The 15,927-nt window shown below is 75.2% G+C and carries 15 protein-coding genes; 6 read left to right on the top strand and 9 right to left on the bottom strand.

Going from position 1 to position 15,927, the window contains the following annotated elements; all coding sequences use genetic code 11:
- Positions 1-99 precede the first annotated feature (99 nt).
- Entirely contained in the window at positions 100-624 is a 525-nt protein-coding gene (locus tag ACFZBX_RS35755) for an SRPBCC domain-containing protein (RefSeq protein ID WP_391537979.1), read from the bottom strand.
- A gap of 320 nt (positions 625-944) precedes the next feature.
- Here ACFZBX_RS35755 and ACFZBX_RS35750 point away from each other — a divergent pair, with 320 nt between their 5' ends.
- The gene (locus ACFZBX_RS35750) at positions 945-1,895 is read left to right on the top strand and encodes a PAC2 family protein (RefSeq protein ID WP_391537978.1); all 951 of its coding nucleotides are present in this window, start codon (positions 945-947) and stop codon (positions 1,893-1,895) included.
- A 144-nt stretch (positions 1,896-2,039) separates the two neighbouring features.
- Positions 2,040-2,798 (top strand): class I SAM-dependent methyltransferase, encoded by a 759-nt coding sequence (locus ACFZBX_RS35745; RefSeq protein ID WP_391537977.1) that lies wholly within the window; start codon positions 2,040-2,042, stop codon positions 2,796-2,798.
- Positions 2,799-2,869: 71 nt separating this feature from the next.
- On the opposite strand, the gene mshC is transcribed toward ACFZBX_RS35745, so the two are convergent.
- The 6 genes from mshC to ACFZBX_RS35715 form a co-directional block, all read right to left on the bottom strand.
- Positions 2,870-4,099 carry a cysteine--1-D-myo-inosityl 2-amino-2-deoxy-alpha-D-glucopyranoside ligase gene (mshC, locus tag ACFZBX_RS35740; protein WP_391537976.1) on the bottom strand — a complete coding sequence of 410 codons (1,230 nt, stop codon included), beginning with the start codon at positions 4,097-4,099 and terminating at the stop codon, positions 2,870-2,872.
- 243 nt (positions 4,100-4,342) lie between these two features.
- A complete protein-coding gene (locus ACFZBX_RS35735) occupies positions 4,343-5,209 on the bottom strand; it encodes a carbohydrate-binding protein (RefSeq protein ID WP_391537975.1) in 867 nt (288 codons plus the stop codon).
- Positions 5,210-5,350: 141 nt separating this feature from the next.
- On the bottom strand, positions 5,351-6,268 hold the full coding sequence (locus ACFZBX_RS35730; RefSeq protein WP_391537974.1) for a helix-turn-helix domain-containing protein: 918 nt from the start codon (positions 6,266-6,268) through the stop codon (positions 5,351-5,353).
- A gap of 123 nt (positions 6,269-6,391) precedes the next feature.
- Entirely contained in the window at positions 6,392-7,168 is a 777-nt protein-coding gene (locus ACFZBX_RS35725) for an SCO1664 family protein (RefSeq protein ID WP_391537980.1), read from the bottom strand.
- Positions 7,169-7,260: 92 nt separating this feature from the next.
- Positions 7,261-7,830 (bottom strand): DUF3090 family protein, encoded by a 570-nt coding sequence (locus tag ACFZBX_RS35720; protein ID WP_380763256.1) that lies wholly within the window; start codon positions 7,828-7,830, stop codon positions 7,261-7,263.
- 205 nt (positions 7,831-8,035) lie between these two features.
- Positions 8,036-8,743 carry a histidine phosphatase family protein gene (locus tag ACFZBX_RS35715; RefSeq protein WP_391537973.1) on the bottom strand — a complete coding sequence of 236 codons (708 nt, stop codon included), beginning with the start codon at positions 8,741-8,743 and terminating at the stop codon, positions 8,036-8,038.
- Positions 8,744-8,875: 132 nt separating this feature from the next.
- Here ACFZBX_RS35715 and ACFZBX_RS35710 point away from each other — a divergent pair, with 132 nt between their 5' ends.
- Positions 8,876-9,868 carry a magnesium and cobalt transport protein CorA gene (locus ACFZBX_RS35710; RefSeq protein ID WP_391537972.1) on the top strand — a complete coding sequence of 331 codons (993 nt, stop codon included), beginning with the start codon at positions 8,876-8,878 and terminating at the stop codon, positions 9,866-9,868.
- Between the two features lie 43 nt (positions 9,869-9,911).
- Here the strand turns inward: ACFZBX_RS35710 and ACFZBX_RS35705 are convergent, their stop codons facing one another.
- A complete protein-coding gene (locus tag ACFZBX_RS35705) occupies positions 9,912-10,970 on the bottom strand; it encodes an LLM class F420-dependent oxidoreductase (protein ID WP_391537971.1) in 1,059 nt (352 codons plus the stop codon).
- Between the two features lie 288 nt (positions 10,971-11,258).
- On the opposite strand from ACFZBX_RS35705, the gene ACFZBX_RS35700 reads away from it, so the two are divergent.
- Positions 11,259-12,239 (top strand): aldo/keto reductase, encoded by a 981-nt coding sequence (locus tag ACFZBX_RS35700; RefSeq protein ID WP_391537970.1) that lies wholly within the window; start codon positions 11,259-11,261, stop codon positions 12,237-12,239.
- A 155-nt stretch (positions 12,240-12,394) separates the two neighbouring features.
- Positions 12,395-14,536, top strand: coding sequence for an ATP-binding domain-containing protein (locus ACFZBX_RS35695; protein ID WP_391537969.1), 2,142 nt, complete (start codon positions 12,395-12,397; stop codon positions 14,534-14,536).
- Between the two features lie 185 nt (positions 14,537-14,721).
- Here the strand turns inward: ACFZBX_RS35695 and ACFZBX_RS35690 are convergent, their stop codons facing one another.
- On the bottom strand, positions 14,722-15,330 hold the full coding sequence (locus ACFZBX_RS35690) for a hypothetical protein (RefSeq protein ID WP_391537968.1): 609 nt from the start codon (positions 15,328-15,330) through the stop codon (positions 14,722-14,724).
- A 331-nt stretch (positions 15,331-15,661) separates the two neighbouring features.
- Here ACFZBX_RS35690 and ACFZBX_RS35685 point away from each other — a divergent pair, with 331 nt between their 5' ends.
- Complete coding sequence (locus ACFZBX_RS35685; RefSeq protein ID WP_037846781.1) at positions 15,662-15,871, top strand: DUF5703 family protein; 210 nt, start codon at positions 15,662-15,664, stop codon at positions 15,869-15,871.
- Positions 15,872-15,927: the final 56 nt, after the last annotated feature.

Here is a 15,927-nt window from a genome sequence, read left to right as displayed (position 1 = left end):
GGCTCCACACCTACAATCACCACCGCGGACACACCGCACTCGCAGGCAAACCACCCACCAGCCGCGTTCCCAACCTCACGGGCCAGAACAGCTAGCCCGTCACCCGGCCATCCGGTGGGCGAGCGCGGCCAGGAAGCGGTGGACGGTGGCGCCCTCGCCGGTGACGTAGTGCGAGACGCCCCGGTACAGCGGGTGGTACACCTCGCCGCGCTCGGTGACGGTGAGGGTGCAGCCGTCGCCGGCCGCGGTCAGCACGAACGTCCAGGTGCCGCCGTACGGCAGGTCGGGGTCGGCGATGCCGGTCACCAGGCGGTGCGGGGCCTCGCTCTCCACCACCTCGTAGACGGTGTGCCCGTGCCGGCCGTCCTCGCGCCAGCGCGGGCGTCCGGCGGCGGTGGCGGGCAGCCGTTCGACGTGCGCCACGTCGGGGCGCCAGGCCGGGAACAGGTCGATGTCGGCCAGCACCTCCCAGACCGCGCCGGGCGGCTGCGAGAGTTCCAGGCCGCCCCCGCTGACGTGCTCCACCGGCAGCCGCCGCCCCGCGGCCCAGAGCGCCCCCACCGCTCCGGCCGCCGCCGTCAGCAGCGCCGCCGACACGGCACCCGTGCACCGCCATCCGCTCATCCGCCGGCTCCTCGCAGCCACGCCGTCCGGTCCCGGTCGCTCCGCCCCTCCCTCCCATCATCGCGCCGCCGCCGGACCGCGGCGCGGCCGGACGGCGGGCGTCCCCGGATAACCGCTGGATCGCGGCCGCCCCCTCCCCCAGACTGTCCCGGTGGCCCGCCGGAACGGGGCTTCAAAGCCCGTAGGCTGGGCAGGTAGGGAACCATGGAGCGAGGCGTTCCATGGGTGACGAGAGGTTCGACCGTCGGCATCCGGCCCGCCGGCGCCCGGGCAGTCCCGGCCGGGCGGGGCGGAGGCGGCCGACCGGAGGGAGACGCTGGGTGATCGAGCTGGAAGATGTTCCCGAGTTGATCGACCCGGTGATGGTCTGCGCCTTCGAGGGGTGGAACGACGCGGGCGACGCCGCCTCCGCGGCCCTGGCGCATCTGGACGAGACCTGGGGCGGCAAGGTGTTCGCCGCGCTCGACGCGGAGGACTACTACGACTTCCAGGTCAACCGGCCGACCGTGTGGCTGGACGGCGGGGTGCGCCGGATCACCTGGCCCACCACCCGGCTCTCGGTGATCCGGGTGACCGAGCCGAAGACCCGGGACGTGGTGCTGGTGCGCGGCATCGAGCCGAGCATGCGCTGGCGCTCGTTCTGCAACGAGCTGCTGGGCTTCGCGCACGAGCTGGGCATCGAGCTGGTGGTGATCCTCGGCGCGCTGCTGGGCGACACCCCGCACAGCCGCCCGGTGCCGGTCAGCGGCGTCACCTCGGACCCCGAGCTGGCCCGCCGGCTGGACCTGGAGGAGAGCCGCTACGAGGGCCCGACCGGGATCGTCGGGGTGCTCCAGGAGGCCTGCACGCACGCCGGGGTGCCGGCCGTGACGCTCTGGGCGGCGGTGCCGCACTACGTCGCGCAGCCGCCGAACCCCAAGGCCACCCTGGCGCTGATCAACAAGCTGGAGGACCTGCTGGACCTGCGCATCCCGCCGGGCGAACTCGGCGAGGACGCCCGGGCCTGGCAGCTGGGCGTGGACCAGCTGGCCGCCGAGGACAGCGAGGTCGCCGAGTACGTCCAGCAGCTGGAGGAGGCGCAGGACACCGCGGAGCTGCCGGAGGCCTCGGGGGACGCGATCGCCCGCGAGTTCGAGCGCTACCTGCGGCGCCGGGAGAACGTCGGGCCGACCGGGGAGAAGCCGGTCGCCGGGCACGCCACCGCGGAGCGGCCCGCCGAGCCGGAGCCGCCGTCCGCCCGGGAGAGCCAGGACGGCGCCGAGGAGGAGTGACCCCCGGGGCGCCCAGCGGACGGCGGGCCCGGGCGTCGGACGCGGCGCCCGGGCCCGCCGCACGCGGCGGCGCCGTGCGCCGGTCGGCCCAAGGACGCGCCGGTGCGACGGGCGGGAAGGCGGCGGCGTGTTTAGCGTGACGGCATGCCCAACCGGTCCAGCAAGCTCTACCAGACCCGCTACGCGCTGTCCCACCCCGGGCGGGTCCTCCCGCACACCCGGCGGCTGGCCCGGGACACCTGGCTGCGCCTGGTCTCCCCCGACCACGTCGGCTACTACCGGGCGGTGATGCGCTCGGACACCGCGCGCAGCGCCGACCGGGCGGTCGGCAGCCAGGACCGCGAGCACTGGCTCGCCCTCGGAAAGCTGCAGTTCGACTATCTGATCGGCCACGGCCTGCGGCCCACCGACCGGATGCTGGAGATCGGCTGCGGCAACCTCCGGGCCGGCTGGCGGTTCATCGAGCACCTCGCCCCCGGCCACTACCACGGTGTCGACATCTCGCCGGACATCCTGCTCGCGGCCCGGCGCACCGTCGTCGAGTTCGGGCTCCAGGCGAAGCTCCCCAACCTGGGCCTGGTCCAGGGCCTCGACCTGGCCTGCCTGCCGGACGCCCACTTCACCGTCGTGCACGCGCACAGCGTGTTCTCGCACTCGCCGCGCGGGGTCATCGAGCAGTGCCTGGCGAACGTGGGCCGGATCCTCCACCCCGAGGGGTTCTTCGACTTCACCTTCGACCGGACCGAGGACGTCGAGCACCAGGTGCTGCGGGAGGACTTCTACTACCGGGCCGAGTCGCTGATCGAGCTGGCCGGCCGGTACGGGCTGCGCGGCGAGCTGATGGCCGACTGGGAGGCGCTGCCGCACAAGCAGTCGAAGATCAGGGTGGTCCACGCGGCCTGACGCCACGACGCAGGGGCCGCCGGTCGGGCGACCCCTGCGTGTCCGAGCGACGTCGGCGTTGCCTCAGGACGTCACAGCGCGACGCCGAGCAGCGCGTCCACGGTGCGGGTGACCAGGCCCGGGGCGCCGATGTCGGTGCCGCCCCCGGCCTGCTGCGCGGCGGCCCAGCGGTCCACCGCGGCCAGCGCGGCGGGCGCGTCCAGGTCGGCGGCGAGCGCGGCGCGGACCTCGGCGAGCAGCTGCTCGGCGGCCGGCCCGTCCGGCCGGGAGACCGCGGCGCGCCAGCGGGCGAGCCGCTCGACGGCCTCGTCCAGGGTGGCCTTGGTCCACTCCCAGTCCTCGCGGTAGTGGTGCGAGAGCAGGGCGAGGCGGATCGCGGCCGGGTCGACGCCCTCGCGGCGCAGCGCCGAGACGAAGACCAGGTTGCCGCGGGACTTGGACATCTTGTGGCCGTCCAGGCCGACCATGCCGGCGTGCACGTACGCCCGGGCGTACGGGTGGCCGCCGGTGGCGACCTGGGCGTGCGAGGCGCCCATCTCGTGGTGCGGGAAGGAGAGGTCGCTGCCGCCGCCCTGGATGTCGAAGGACATGCCGAGGAACTGCAGCGCGATGGCGACGCACTCGATGTGCCAGCCGGGGCGGCCGTGGCCGAGCTCGGTGTCCCAGGCGGGCTCGCCGGGGCGGGCGGCCAGCCAGAGCAGGGCGTCCAGCGGGTGGCGCTTGCCGGGGCGGTCCGGGTCGCCGCCGCGCTCGGCGAAGACCGGGCGCATGGCGTCCCGGTCGAGGCCGGAGACCTCGCCGAAGCGCGGGTCGGACTCGACCGAGAAGTAGATGTCGCCGTCCAGCTCGTAGGCGGCACCGCTCGCCAGCAGCTTCTGGACCAGCGGGACGATCCACGGGATGGACTCGACGGCGCCGATGTAGTGGGCCGGCGGGAGCAGCCGCAGCGCGGTCATGTCCTCGCGGAAGAGCGCGGTCTCGCGCTCGGCGAGGGCCACCCAGTCCTGGCCGGTCTCGACCGCGCGCTGGAGCAGCGGGTCGTCGACGTCGGTGACGTTCTGCACGTAGAGGACGTCGTGGCCGGCGTCCTTCCACACCCGCTGCACCAGGTCGAAGGCGTTGTAGGTGGCGGCGTGGCCCATGTGGGTCGCGTCGTAGGGGGTGATGCCGCAGACGTAGATCCGGGCGGTGCCGTCCTGCGGCACGACCTCCCGGACGCCGCCCGTCGCGGTGTCGTGGATTCGAAGGGGGAGCCCCTGACCAGGCAGGGCGGGAACCTCGGAGGCGGGCCAGGCATGCATGGCATTGACTTTAACCGTGAGAACATTTGAAAGCCTAACCAGTCGGCAAGATCGACTGGATTCGCTTCCTTTCGTGGCCCTAGCGGTTCCGGACCGATAGTGCCCGGCGCTTGACAACGCCGGGCAGCCGTCGCCACTGCGCCCCGCGCACGGCCTCGCGGGGCGCAGTGGGCGGACGGGCCGCCCGGCCGGCCCTGCCGCCGACCGGGCGTCCGTGACCCTCGGGTCAGGCGGCCGGAGCCGCTACAACCGCCGCCAGAGGGCCGGCACGTTCGGCGGCTCCCACCCCGGGTATGCGGTGTGCCCCTGGAGGCACTGGTAGGAGGCGCCGCCGTAGGTGACGCGGTCGCCCGCGTTGTAGAAGGTGCCGGCCGTCCAGGTGCCACCGGGGGGCGGCGAGGTCGGACCGGTCGGCGTCGGGGTCGGGCCGGTGGGCGTCGGGGTCGGGGTCTGCGCCACGTTGAGCACGAAGTCGAACGTGCCCTCCTTGGCCGAGCCGACCTGCCGGACGTTCATCAGCAGCCGGGCGTCGTAGATGGTGTCGGTGCTGTTGCGCGGCTCGTTCGGGAAGTACAGCTGGGTGGTGACCACCGGGCGGTTGGGCGCCTGGAGCTTGACGTGGATGTGCCGGGTGCGGCCCGGGTAGAGGCCGGGCACGATCGTGGTCAGGCTGAACGCGCCCTGGGCGTTGGTGAACTGGTGGCCGCGGAAGGTGTAGCCGGCGTTGTCGTAGTTGCCGTTCACGTCGGCCTGCCAGAAGTCCATCAGGACGTTGTTGAGCGGCAGGCAGGCGCGGCCGAAGACGAAGCCGCTGACGGTGAGCCGGGTGCCCGGGGTGCTGTCGGTGATGAGCGAGGTGCGCAGCGGGGAGTTGGGCTTGAAGTAGGGGCCCTCGGTCTGCTCGATGGTCGGGGCGTCGCCGTCGTGGCAGTCGGGGGTGAACTCCGGCATCTCGCCGGTGCCGACCCGGTCGCGGGCCAGCGCGACGCCTCCGCCGACGAGCAGCGGCGCGGTGCCGAGCACGGCGGCGGCCCTGAGGACGGTCTTGCGGCTGATCCGGCGGTCGGTCGGACCGTCCGTCCCGGTGAGGGGCTCTTCGGACGCGGGCATGCGCCGACTCCTTCGGTGTGAGTGTGGGGGATCTGGTGGTGCTGTCCGGGGACGGCCCTTGCCATGGTGGGGGCATGACAAGGACCGGGCCGGCGGACCGCCCGCTCGCGCCGGGCGGTCCGCCGGTGGCCAGCAGTCAAACTACGGGCCGTCCGGGGCCGCCGCGATGGACGTGATCCGGGGATCGTGGTGATTTCCTCCGACACTGGACCGGAACTCCCCCGGCGTCATCCCGGTCTCCCGGCGGAAGAACCGGCAGAAGTACGCCGGATCCCCGAATCCGGCCTCCCTGGACACCTGCCGCACCGTCAGCTCGGTGCAGGCCAGCAGCCGTTTGGCCTCCAGCGTCTGCTGCTGGCGGATCAGCCGGCCCGGGGTGCGTCCGGTGGCCTGCTTGACCATCGCCTGGAGGTGGCCCGGGGAGACGCCCAACTCGTGCGCGCAGGAGGCGACCGAGCGCTGCACCCCGCCCGGGGTGGCGATCAGCCGGGTGAAGGCGGCCGCGAGGTCCCCGGTGCGGCCGGGCTGCCCGCCCGTGCCGCCGGGCGAACAGGCCCGCAGCGCGCGCACGACGAGGATGTGCAGACTGGCCCGCAGCACGCCCGGGTAGCCGGTCGGCCGGGCCCGGTACTCGGCCTCCATGTCCGCCAGCAGCGCGGCGATCGGCGCGGCCTGCTCGCCGAGCCGCACCGCCGGACGGGAGGCCAGGGTGCGCAGCGCGGCGAGGTCCTGCGGGTGGGCCAGCAGGAAGTCCTCGTTGAACAGCACGACCTGCCCGGTGAGGTCGTCCGCGTCCGCCCAGTAGTGCACCTGGCCGGGCGCGATCACGCACAACTGCGGGGGCTGCACCGGCCGCTGGACCAGGTCCAGGACGTGGGCGCCGCGCCCGCCGGTCAGGTAGACGATCTCGTAGAAGGAGTGCCGGTGGGGGAAGCCGGCCCGGGACAGCGGGCCGATGGCGTCGAAGCTGCCGATCGCGAACGGCAGCAGATGCGGCAGCGGGACCTGGAGGCGGTGCAGCGGCAGGTCCAGGTGGGGGGTGGTCCGTCGCTCGTCCATCGTCGCAGTGTGCTGCCAGGGCGGCGCACCGGTCCAGACCATTACCGGCTGAGGAAGCCCGTGGACCGGGGGAAAACGGGTCGGCGCGCCTTCGAACCCTCGGATCGGCGGACCGATCGGTCCTTATATCGGCGGCCAGGGGATCGACGGCCAGTCCTCGGAGGGCAGCGGGTGGGTGCCGGCGGCGAGCAGGGCGGCCACCCGGGACCGGGCGGCGTCCAGTTCGGCGGCGGTCAGGTGCGGGGCCAGCCGCTCCCCCAGTTCGCCGTCCAGCTGCCCGGCCAGCCCGGTCAGCACCGCGGCCGCCTCGGCGGGCAGCGGCTGCCCGGCCCAGCCCCAGAGCAGGGTGCGCAGCTTGCCCTCGGTGTTGAAGGTGACGCCGTGGTCGATGCCGTAGAGCCGGCCGTCGGCGGCCGGGATCAGGTGGCCGCCCTTGCGGTCGGCGTTGTTGAGGACGGCGTCCAGCACCGCGAGCCGGCGCAGCCGCGGGTCGTCGGGGTGGACCAGCAGCGCGGTGCGCCCGTCGCCGACCTCGGCCCGGACGATCGGCAGCCAGCCGTCCTCGGGACCGCCCGGGTCCTGGAGCGCGAGCAGCGGGGCGGCGTCCGGGTCGGGCTCCACCCAGAGCTGCACCATGCCGGGGCCGTGCGGGCCGTCGCGCAGCACGGTGGGCGGGACCAGGTCCCAGCCGGTGGCGGCGGACACCTCGTACGCGGCGACCTCGCGCCCGGCCAGGGTGCCGTCCGGGAAGTCCCAGAGCGGGCGCTCGCCGGCCACCGGCTTGTAGACGGCCTGGGCCCGGCGGCCGTCGGCCGCGCTGACGGTGCAGTAGAGGGCGGCGTTGGAGGCGTCGGTGAGCCGGCCGTGCACGGTCAGCCCGCCCTCGCGCAGCAGCCGCAGCGCGCCGGGCGGGTCGGCGGCGAGGGCGGCGGCCTCGGCGGGGTCGGACCGCGGCGGCTCCGGCGGGTCGGCGGGCCGTGCGGTCGGCGCGTTCAGCGCCGGTACCCGTTCGCGCGCGGGCACAGGTGGCCCTCCGGGTCGAGCGGCAGGTTGCAGAACGGGCAGGGCTTGCGGCCGGCCGCGACGAGGTCCAGCGCCCGCTTGGCGAACACCCGGGCCATCGCGCCGGAGAGCCGCACCCGGAGCATGTCGGGGCCGTTCTCGTCGTCCTCGAAGACGGCGGCGCCCTCCTCCTCGCCCTCCTCCTCCTCGACCAGCGCCTGCGCCTCGACCACCAGGCAGCCGTCCACGCTGTCCCAGGCGAGCGCCATCGTGCCGACCCGGAACTCCTGCTCCAGCGGCAGGTCCAGCGGCGCGGTGTCGAGCAGGTCCTGCGGGGCGGCGGCCGGGATGCCGGCCGCGCCACCGCTGCGGCGCAGCGCCTCGTCGAGGACCTCGTCGATCCGCTCGGCGAGCGCGGCGACCTGGGTCTTCTCCAGCAGCACGCTGGTGATCCGCCCGCGGGCGCTGGCCTGAAGGTAGAACGCCCGGGCGCCGGGCTGGCCGACGGTGCCGGCCACGAACCGTTCGGGCTGGTCGTAGAAGAAGACCTGACGGGTCACGCTCTCGCTCCGGGTCGTATCGATCGTCGTGGGCGTCCAGGGACGCCGCTGGGGTCGGTCGGGGGTCGGGGCTGGGTGGTCCGGGGTGCCCGGGCCGGGGGCGCGGGGACCCACTGGTCACCCTACGACCTCCGGGCCCGCGCCGGGGAGCCGAGGCCCCGGCGGGGGCCACCGGGCGGACCGGGGACGGCCCGCGGCGGACGGTTCAGGCCGTGCCGGTGGAGCCGCCGACCACCGCGTCCCCGCTCTGCCCGGCCGGGGCGCCGGGTCCGGCGGGCCGCGGGGCGAGGGAGGTGAGGTCGCCGGTGTCGCCCATCCGCAGCACGAAGGGCCGGCGCGCGGTGTAGCGGATCGCGGTGACCGAACAGGGGTCGACGTTGATCCGCTGGAAGTGGTCGAGGTGCAGGCCGAGCGCGTCGGCCACCACGGCCTTGATCACGTCGCCGTGCGAGCAGGCGACCCAGACCGCGTCCTCGCCGTGCTCGGCGGCGATCTTCTCGTTCCACTCGCGGACCGCGTTCACCGTGCGGTGGCTCAGCTCGCGCAGCGACTCGCCGCCGGGGAAGGCGGCCGCCGCGGCGTGGTCCTGGACGGTGCGCCACAGCGGCTCCTTGGCCAGCTCGGCCAGCGGCCGGCCGGTCCACTCGCCGTAGTGGCACTCGCCGAGCCGCTCGTCCAGCGCGGGGCCGGCCAGGCCGGGGCGGGCGGCGAGCAGCGGTTCCAGGGTCTGCCGGCAGCGCTCCAGCGGGCTGCTGACCGCCTGCACCAGCGGGACCGGGGCGAGCCGGTCGGCGAGCGCGGCGGCCTGCGCGCGCCCGGTGTCGTCGAGTTCCACCCCGGGCGTCCAACCGGCCAGGATTCCGGCGGTGTTCGCGGTGGAGCGGCCGTGGCGGACGAGCAGCAGGGTGGGCATGGGGCCTACCCTACGGCTTCCCGGGCCGGGGCGGGCCGGCGCACGGACCCCGGCCGCCACCCCGGCCGCCGCCCCGGTAGCGGGACGAACCGTCGTCGCGGCGGATGTTTCGGGCAGGCGTTTGCGGCGACAATGGCCCGCATGATCGTCCATTGCGCCATCTACCGCGACGGCCGCCCGGTCGCGACGCCCGCGGACCCCGCCGGCAGCCTCGCCGCGGCGCGGGCGGCGGGACCGGGCGGCTTCGTCTGGATAGGCCTGTTCGAGCCCACCAGCGAGGAACTCGACCGGGTCGGCGGCGAGTTCGGCCTGCACCCGCTGGCGGTCGAGGCCGCGGTCGGCGCCCGCCAGCGCCCCAAGCTGGAGACGTACCGCAACTCGCTGTTCGTGGCACTGAAGACGCTCGGCTACCACCCCGGCGGCCACGCGGTGACCAGCGGCGAGGTGATGCTCTTCGTCGGCGAGGAGTTCGTGCTGACGGTCCGGCACGGCGCCGACAGCCCGCTCGGCGACCTGCGCGCCCAGCTGGAGCAGCAGCCGGAGGTGCTCAGGTACGGCCCGAGCGCCGTGCTGCACTCGGTCTGCGACACGGTGGTGGACGGCTACGCGGACGTGGCGGTCGGCATCCAGGCGGACCTCGACGAGCTGGAGTCGGACGTGTTCGCGCCCGGCCGGGTGGGGCGCGACATCGCGAGCCGGATCTACGGGTACAAGCGGCAGCTGGTGACCGTCCGCCGGGCCACCGGGCCGCTGGTCGACGCGATGCTGCGGCTGGAGCGCCCCGGCGTGCCGTTCGTGCGGGCCGAGGCGCTGCCGTACCTGCGCGACGTCTCCGACCACCTGGCCCGCACCGACGACCAGGTGGAGGGCATGGACCGGCTGCTGTCCGACATCCTGGCCGCCAACCTGGCGCAGGTCAGCGTGCAGCAGAACAACGACATGCGGAAGATCTCCGCCTGGGCGGCGCTGGCCGCCGTGCCGACGATGATCGCCGGCGTGTACGGGATGAACTTCGAGCACATGCCCGAGCTGCGCCAGCCCTGGGGCTACCCGGCGGCGGTCGCCCTGATGGTGGTGGTCTGCGTACTGCTGCACCGGGTGTTCAAGCGGCACGACTGGCTGTAGCACCCCCTCCCCGTGCGGCGCGCGCGGGGAGGGGGGAGACGGCCTAGGCCAGGCCGGCGCGCTCCAGGGCCTCGACGCCGGTGCGCAGCGCGGTGATCCGCTCGTCGAGCGTGAAGCCGGCCGGGGCCAGGGTGAGCGTGGTGACGCCCGCGTCCGCGTAGGCCTGCATCCGGTCGGCGATCCGGGCGGTGTCGCCGATCAGCGAGGTGGCGTCGACGAGGTCGTGCGGGACGGCGGCGGCCGCGCCCGCGTAGTCCTTGGCCAGGTAGCGCTCCTGGACCTCGTCGGCGGCCTGCTCGTAGCCCATCCGGCGGGCGAGCTGGTTGTAGAAGTTCTTCTCCTTGCTGCCCATGCCGCCGATGTAGAGCGCGGTGTAGGCGCGCTGCGAGTCGACGCCGGCCTTGACGTCGTCGCCGACGGCGATGGCCACGGTCGGACAGACGTCGAAGCCGTCGAACTCCTTGCCCGGCTCGGCACCCGCCCTGGCCCGGCCGGCCTTCAGCGGGTCCAGCGAGAGCGCGGCGTGCGCGGGGTCGAAGAAGATGCCGAGCCAGCCGTCGGCGATCTCGCCGGTCTGCTCCAGGTTCTTCGGGCCGATCGCGGCGATGTAGAGCGGGATGCGCTCGCGCACCGGGTGCACGGTGAGCTTGATCGGCTTGCCGGGGCCGCCGGGCAGCGGCAGCGTCCAGTGGGCGCCCTCGTGGACCAGCCGCTCGCGGGACATCGCCTTGCGGATGATCTCCACGTACTCACGGGTGCGGGCCAGCGGCTTGTCGAACTTCACGCCGTACCAGCCCTCGGAGACCTGCGGGCCGGAGACGCCGAGGCCGAGCCGGAAGCGGCCGCCGGAGAGGGTGTCCAGGGTGGCGGCGGTCATCGCGGTCATCGCCGGGGTGCGGGCCGGGATCTGGAAGATGGCCGAGCCGACGTCGATCCGCTCGGTCCTGGCGGCCACGAAGGAGAGCACGGTGGCCGCGTCCGAGCCGTAGGCCTCGGCGGCCCAGCAGACCGAGTAGCCGAGCCGGTCGGCCTCCTGGGCGACGGCGATGTTGTCGGCGTCCATGCCGAGTCCCCAGTAGCCGAGGTTGATGCCGAGTCGCATGGGCACTGCCTTCCAGTCGGGTTGCTCGGGAGCGCGACGACGCGTCCGGCCGACATGCTACTGGCCGGTAGCGGTGGCGTGGGTCACATTCCGGCCGCCGCCCCCCGCACTCGCGCCAGGTGCGTCCCGGCGGTGGTCGTCCTGCGGGTCTGCGCATCTGCCCGGGCACCGGCCGCTACGCTCAGCCGACGTGGGGCGCCGCGTCCCACCTGCGGGTTTGTCCCCGTCGGGCGCCCCGCCCCGCAGCGTTCCGCCACCGCACCTTCGGCCAGTGAGAGGGCCCGTCCGATGGAAAAGCGTCACCTCGGCCGCACCGGGCTGCTGGTCTCCCGGCTCGGCCTCGGCACCATGACCTGGGGTCGCGACACCGACGAGCAGGAGGCCGCCGGACAGCTCAAGGAGTTCGTCGACGCCGGCGGCAACCTCGTCGACACCGCCGACGTCTACGCGGACGGCGACGCCGAGTACCTGATCTCCCGGCTCACCGACAGCCTCATCCCCCGCTCCGAGCTGGTCATCGCCACCAAGGCGGGCAGCGTGCCGGCCTCCGGCCGCCGCTTCGACGGCTCGCGCGGCCACCTGCTCGGCGCGCTCGACGCCTCGCTGCGCCGGCTCGGCACCGACTATGTCGACCTCTGGCAGGTGCACGCCTTCGACCCGGCCACCCCCGTCGAGGAGACCCTGAGCGCCCTGGACATCGCCGTCTCCTCCGGCCGCGCCCGCTACGTCGGGGTCTGCGACTTCAGCGGCTGGCAGCTCGCCAAGGCCGCCACCTGGCAGCACGCCCACCACGGCCGGGTGCCGCTTGCCGGGGCGCAACTGGAGTACTCGCTGCTCCAGCGCGGCAGCGAGCGCGAGGCCCTTCCGGCCGCCCGGGACACCGGGGTGGGCGTGCTCGCCGGCTCCCCGCTCGGGCGCGGCGTGCTCACCGGCAAGTACCGGCACGGCCTGCCGCAGGACTCGCGCGGCGCCTCGCCGTACCTGTCCGGGTTCGTCCAGCCCTACCTCGGGGAACGCGCCCGGCGGATCGTGGACGCCGTCGCCACCGCCGCCGACGGCCTGGCCAGCAGCCCGCTGGCGGTCGCGCTGGCCTGGGTCCGGGACCGCCCGGGCGTGGCGAGCGCGCTGGTCGGGGCGCGGACCGCCGGGCAGTTGCAGACCGCGCTGTCGGTGGAGGCCCTTACGCTTCCGGGGGAGATCCGCGGTGCGCTCGACGACATCTCGGCGCCGGTCCACCGCTACCCCGACCAGGGGTGGAGCGAGCTGTAGCGGCCGCTCGACCCCGCGACCCGAGCCTGCCCGAACCGACCGACCGCCGGACCGGCCGCCCTGCGCGGCCCGGGACCGGCCCGACCCGGCCGACCGCCCCGACCGAGGGGCGGGCGGCGCCCAGCATGTGGAGTTGAGCTTTTGTGGAGCGGACGATGACTGACGCGGAGAACGGCGCTCCGGAGGAGGCCTCGGCGGGCTCGGGCGTCGCTCCCGGGCAGGCCTCGCCGGACGCCCCGGGCACTCCGGACGCCCCGGAGGCTCCGGAGGCGCCCGGGCAGGACGTGGCGGGCGACGACCGGGCGGCGGCGGTCGCGGCACTGGCGGAGCGGGTGCGGTCGGTCGGCCGCTCCGGCGCGGAGGGCGACGCCCCGGCGCCGGGGAGCGCGGGCACCGGGGAGGCCGCGGCCGACCGCCCGGCCACCGACGAGCAGCGGGCGCAGGCACTCAAGGACACTGCCGAGGTGCTGGCGGCGGGCGGCGCCCCGGCCGCGCTGGCCGCCGCCGCCGTGGCGGTGTTCGGCGACGGCGCGGCCCAGCAACTGCGCGACGACCCGTGGCTGGTGCTCACCCTGCCCGCCGTCCGCCCCGAGCACGCGGACGGCTTCGCCCGCGGTCTGCTCGGCCCGGCCGCCGGCCCCGGCGACCAGCGGCGGGCCAAGGCGCTGGTCGGCTGGCTGCTGGAGCAGGCTGCGCTGCGCGGCCACTCGGCCCTGGAGACCGGCGAGCTGGTCTCGGGGCTGGAGCGCCTCGGTGTGCCGGACGCCGCCGCCGCCGTCCAGGCCGCCGTGATCGACGGCCGGGCGATGCCGTTCCAGGAGGAGCTGACCGGCGCCGAGGCGCACGCGGCCGGCGGGGACGAGGAGGACGAACCGCCGACCCGCACCCTGCTGGCCCTGGAGCGGCTGGCGCTGGCCGAGGAGAGCCTGGCCGACGGCTTGGTCCGTCTGATGTCCACCTTCGTCCCCGGCGAGGATCCGGAGGCCCCGGCGGACCCGGCGGACCCGGCGGAGGACGGCGAGACCGAGGCCGCCGAGGAGGACGGGGACTCCGAGGAGGACGGTGCCGAGGCCGCCGAGGAGCCGCCCGCCGCCCCCGGGCCGGCCGCCTGGGAGGCCGCCGCAGCCGCCGCCCCGTCCTCCTCCGCGACCGCCCTGGTCCGGGCCACCGCCGAGAGCGCGCTCGTCCTGCACACCGGCGGCGAGGCCGCCCGCGCGGAGCCGGCCGCCCTGCTGGCCGCCGCGACCGGCCTCGGCCTGCGGGCCTGGGCCGCCACCTGGACCGACCACGGCCGGGACGCCTTCGCCGCGCTCGCCCCGCTCGCCGGGGCCCCCGCCCCGGCACCCGTCGCCACGCTGGCCGAGCTGCTCGCCGGCGCGGCCGGCCCCGGCCGGGCCGCCGACGGCACCCTGGCGCTCGACCTGCTGATCGTGCTGGACGCCCCGCTGCTGGACGTCGAGCTGGCCGCCACCCTGCTGGAGTCGCTGGCGGACGGCACCCGCCTGGTGCTCAGCGGCGACCCCGGCCAGCTCTGGTCGGCCGGCCCCGGCCGGTTCTTCGCCGACCTGCTGGCCGCCAAGGCCTGCCCCGCCGTCGCCTCCCGCACCCCCGACTTCGGCCCGATCGGCGAGCTGGTCTCCGGCGTCGGCATCGGCGAGCTCCAGCCGGTCGAGGCGCCCGACAAGGAGGTGGTCATCCTGACCGCCAAGGACGCCGGGGAGGCCGTCCACCGCGCCGTCCAGCTGCTCACCGACTCGATTCCGCGCGCCCTCGGCATCCCGTCCGAGCAGGTCGTCCTGCTCACCCCCGGACACGGCGGCGGGGCCGGCACCCGTGCGCTGAACGCCGCCGCCAAGGCCCGGCTCAACCCGGGCCCGGGCCGCTTCGGCGGCTTCGACCCCGGCGACCGGGTCGCCGACTCCCCCGCGCCCGGCCACACCCGGCTGGCCCGGGTGCTCGACGGCGACGCCGCCGGCCTGCACCTGGAGTACCCGGACGGCTCGCGCCGCACCGTCCCGCCCGCCGAGGCCGGAAAGCTGCGGCACGGCTGGGCACTGACCGTCCACCAGGCGGTCGGCCGCCGCTGGCCCGGTGCCGTGGTGGTGCTGCCGGACGACACGGGCGCGGCGCTCACCCGGCAGTGGGTCTACACGGCGTTCGGCCGCGGCGAGCGCCACCTCTCGGTGGTCCACGCCGCCGGGCCGGCGCTGCCGCAGGCCGTCGCCGAGCGCCCGGCCGCGCCCCGCACCACCCGGCTGCGCGCGATCCTCGCGGAGAACGCGGCCGAGTCCTACTGACGGCCGCCGACGGCGCGGCCCCGGAACGGCCGGAGACCCCTCGGGCGGGGGCTCTCCGGCCGTTCCGGGGCCGAAAGCCGTGACCGGACGTCACCGCGCCCGGCGCGAGGAACGTCCGAAATCATGCGCCTGAAGCACCCGTTCCGCCCCGCGCGCCGGGCGCGCGGGGGGCCGGGCACCGCAGGTCAGTCGTCGGGGTCCTCGTCGTCGTAGACCTCGCTCACGTCGAAGCGGCAGATCAGCAGCTGCGGGTCCGCGTGCTCGAACGGCTCCGGCAGCCACTCCCCCGGCTCGCTCGGCTCGGCCGCCGCCACCCAGAGCGTGGAGTCGGCCTCCTCCAGCCCGAACTCCTCGCTGCGGGCGGCGATCTCGTCCGGTTCGAACTCGCCGAACAGCACGCCGATCGCGGCGTTCACCCCGCCGCCGTCCGAGCCGCCGCCCGGGGTCAGCGAGTCGTCCAGCCGCTCGGCCTGGGCACGCAGCCGCTTCGGGTCGACGACGTGGTAGTCGCGGCGGATCAGCACGCTGATCGCCTCGGGCTGTTCCGGACCGTGGTACCCGCCCGGGCCCTCGTCACCGGGGACCTCGAAGGGGGTCACCTCGTCGTAGACCTCGTAGAGGAGTTGGTCGTACGCGATGGCCGCCGTCGCGAGCTGCTCGTAGGCGGTGGACACAGCGGAATCGTCCGCTGCGCTGTGGCTTGACACCGCTTCCAGATGACGGTCGATGGCGGCCTTGACCGCCTCGGCGGCGGCGCGTACCTCGGCAATGGTGGGCTGCGCGGCATCAGACATGGTGCAGACGCTATCTCCCCTCGGTGCCGGTACGCACAGCGGTTGTCACCTACACCCGCGATTTCACCGCAACTTCCCCCGCGATGTCCGTTCCGTACTGTTCTGTCCCCCGGGGTGCCGGGCGGCGGCGCGCGCCCGGCGCCCGACCGGACCGTCCGCGCGGGCCGTCCGGGTGCCGCTTCGCGCGCCGCGCCGGGGGTATGTCTTCCCCAGGAGCAACGGAACTGATGCCCTGTCAGTACGGTGCGGTCCGGGGCGGCCGAAAATTCCCCGGCCCGTTGTCCTGGGCAGGCCGTAGGCTTGCTCGCAGGCGTCCCACAGGAGGAGCGTTTTGACCCCACCGAAGCCGGTCCGGCAGCCGGAGTACGAGTACCAGTCGCTGCGCATGCCGCGCGGGACGTCCCGCAACGCGGCACGCCAACTACTCACCGATCATGCCGAGTACGGGCACTGGGAACTGGACAGGCTCCGCCTGTTCCCGGACGGCAGCCGCACGGTGCTGCTGCGCCGGCGGATCATCCGGCAGGTCCGGAGCTGGTGACGGCGGACGCGCGGCGGGCAGGCCCACCGCGCGTCCGGTGCGTCCGGTGTCCCCGG

It is taken from the genome of Kitasatospora sp. NPDC008115, from assembly GCF_042957205.1.
In the GTDB taxonomy this organism is placed as follows: domain Bacteria; phylum Actinomycetota; class Actinomycetes; order Streptomycetales; family Streptomycetaceae; genus Kitasatospora.
Note: the sequence above shows the minus strand (reverse complement) of the source record. Positions and strands in the feature narration are given on the sequence as shown.

What these genes read in the sequence shown, in the direction of transcription:
- ACFZBX_RS35755 (WP_391537979.1), bottom strand. Translation starts at nt 624, where the DNA reads ATGAGCGGATGGCGGTGCACGGGTGCCGTGTCGGCGGCGCTGCTGACG.
- ACFZBX_RS35745 (WP_391537977.1), top strand. Translation starts at nt 2,040, where the DNA reads ATGCCCAACCGGTCCAGCAAGCTCTACCAGACCCGCTACGCGCTGTCC.
- mshC (WP_391537976.1), bottom strand. Translation starts at nt 4,099, where the DNA reads ATGCATGCCTGGCCCGCCTCCGAGGTTCCCGCCCTGCCTGGTCAGGGG.
- ACFZBX_RS35735 (WP_391537975.1), bottom strand. Translation starts at nt 5,209, where the DNA reads ATGCCCGCGTCCGAAGAGCCCCTCACCGGGACGGACGGTCCGACCGAC.
- ACFZBX_RS35730 (WP_391537974.1), bottom strand. Translation starts at nt 6,268, where the DNA reads ATGGACGAGCGACGGACCACCCCCCACCTGGACCTGCCGCTGCACCGC.
- ACFZBX_RS35715 (WP_391537973.1), bottom strand. Translation starts at nt 8,743, where the DNA reads ATGCCCACCCTGCTGCTCGTCCGCCACGGCCGCTCCACCGCGAACACC.
- ACFZBX_RS35710 (WP_391537972.1), top strand. Translation starts at nt 8,876, where the DNA reads ATGGCCCGCATGATCGTCCATTGCGCCATCTACCGCGACGGCCGCCCG.
- ACFZBX_RS35705 (WP_391537971.1), bottom strand. Translation starts at nt 10,970, where the DNA reads ATGCGACTCGGCATCAACCTCGGCTACTGGGGACTCGGCATGGACGCC.
- ACFZBX_RS35700 (WP_391537970.1), top strand. Translation starts at nt 11,259, where the DNA reads ATGGAAAAGCGTCACCTCGGCCGCACCGGGCTGCTGGTCTCCCGGCTC.
- ACFZBX_RS35695 (WP_391537969.1), top strand. Translation starts at nt 12,395, where the DNA reads ATGACTGACGCGGAGAACGGCGCTCCGGAGGAGGCCTCGGCGGGCTCG.
- ACFZBX_RS35690 (WP_391537968.1), bottom strand. Translation starts at nt 15,330, where the DNA reads ATGTCTGATGCCGCGCAGCCCACCATTGCCGAGGTACGCGCCGCCGCC.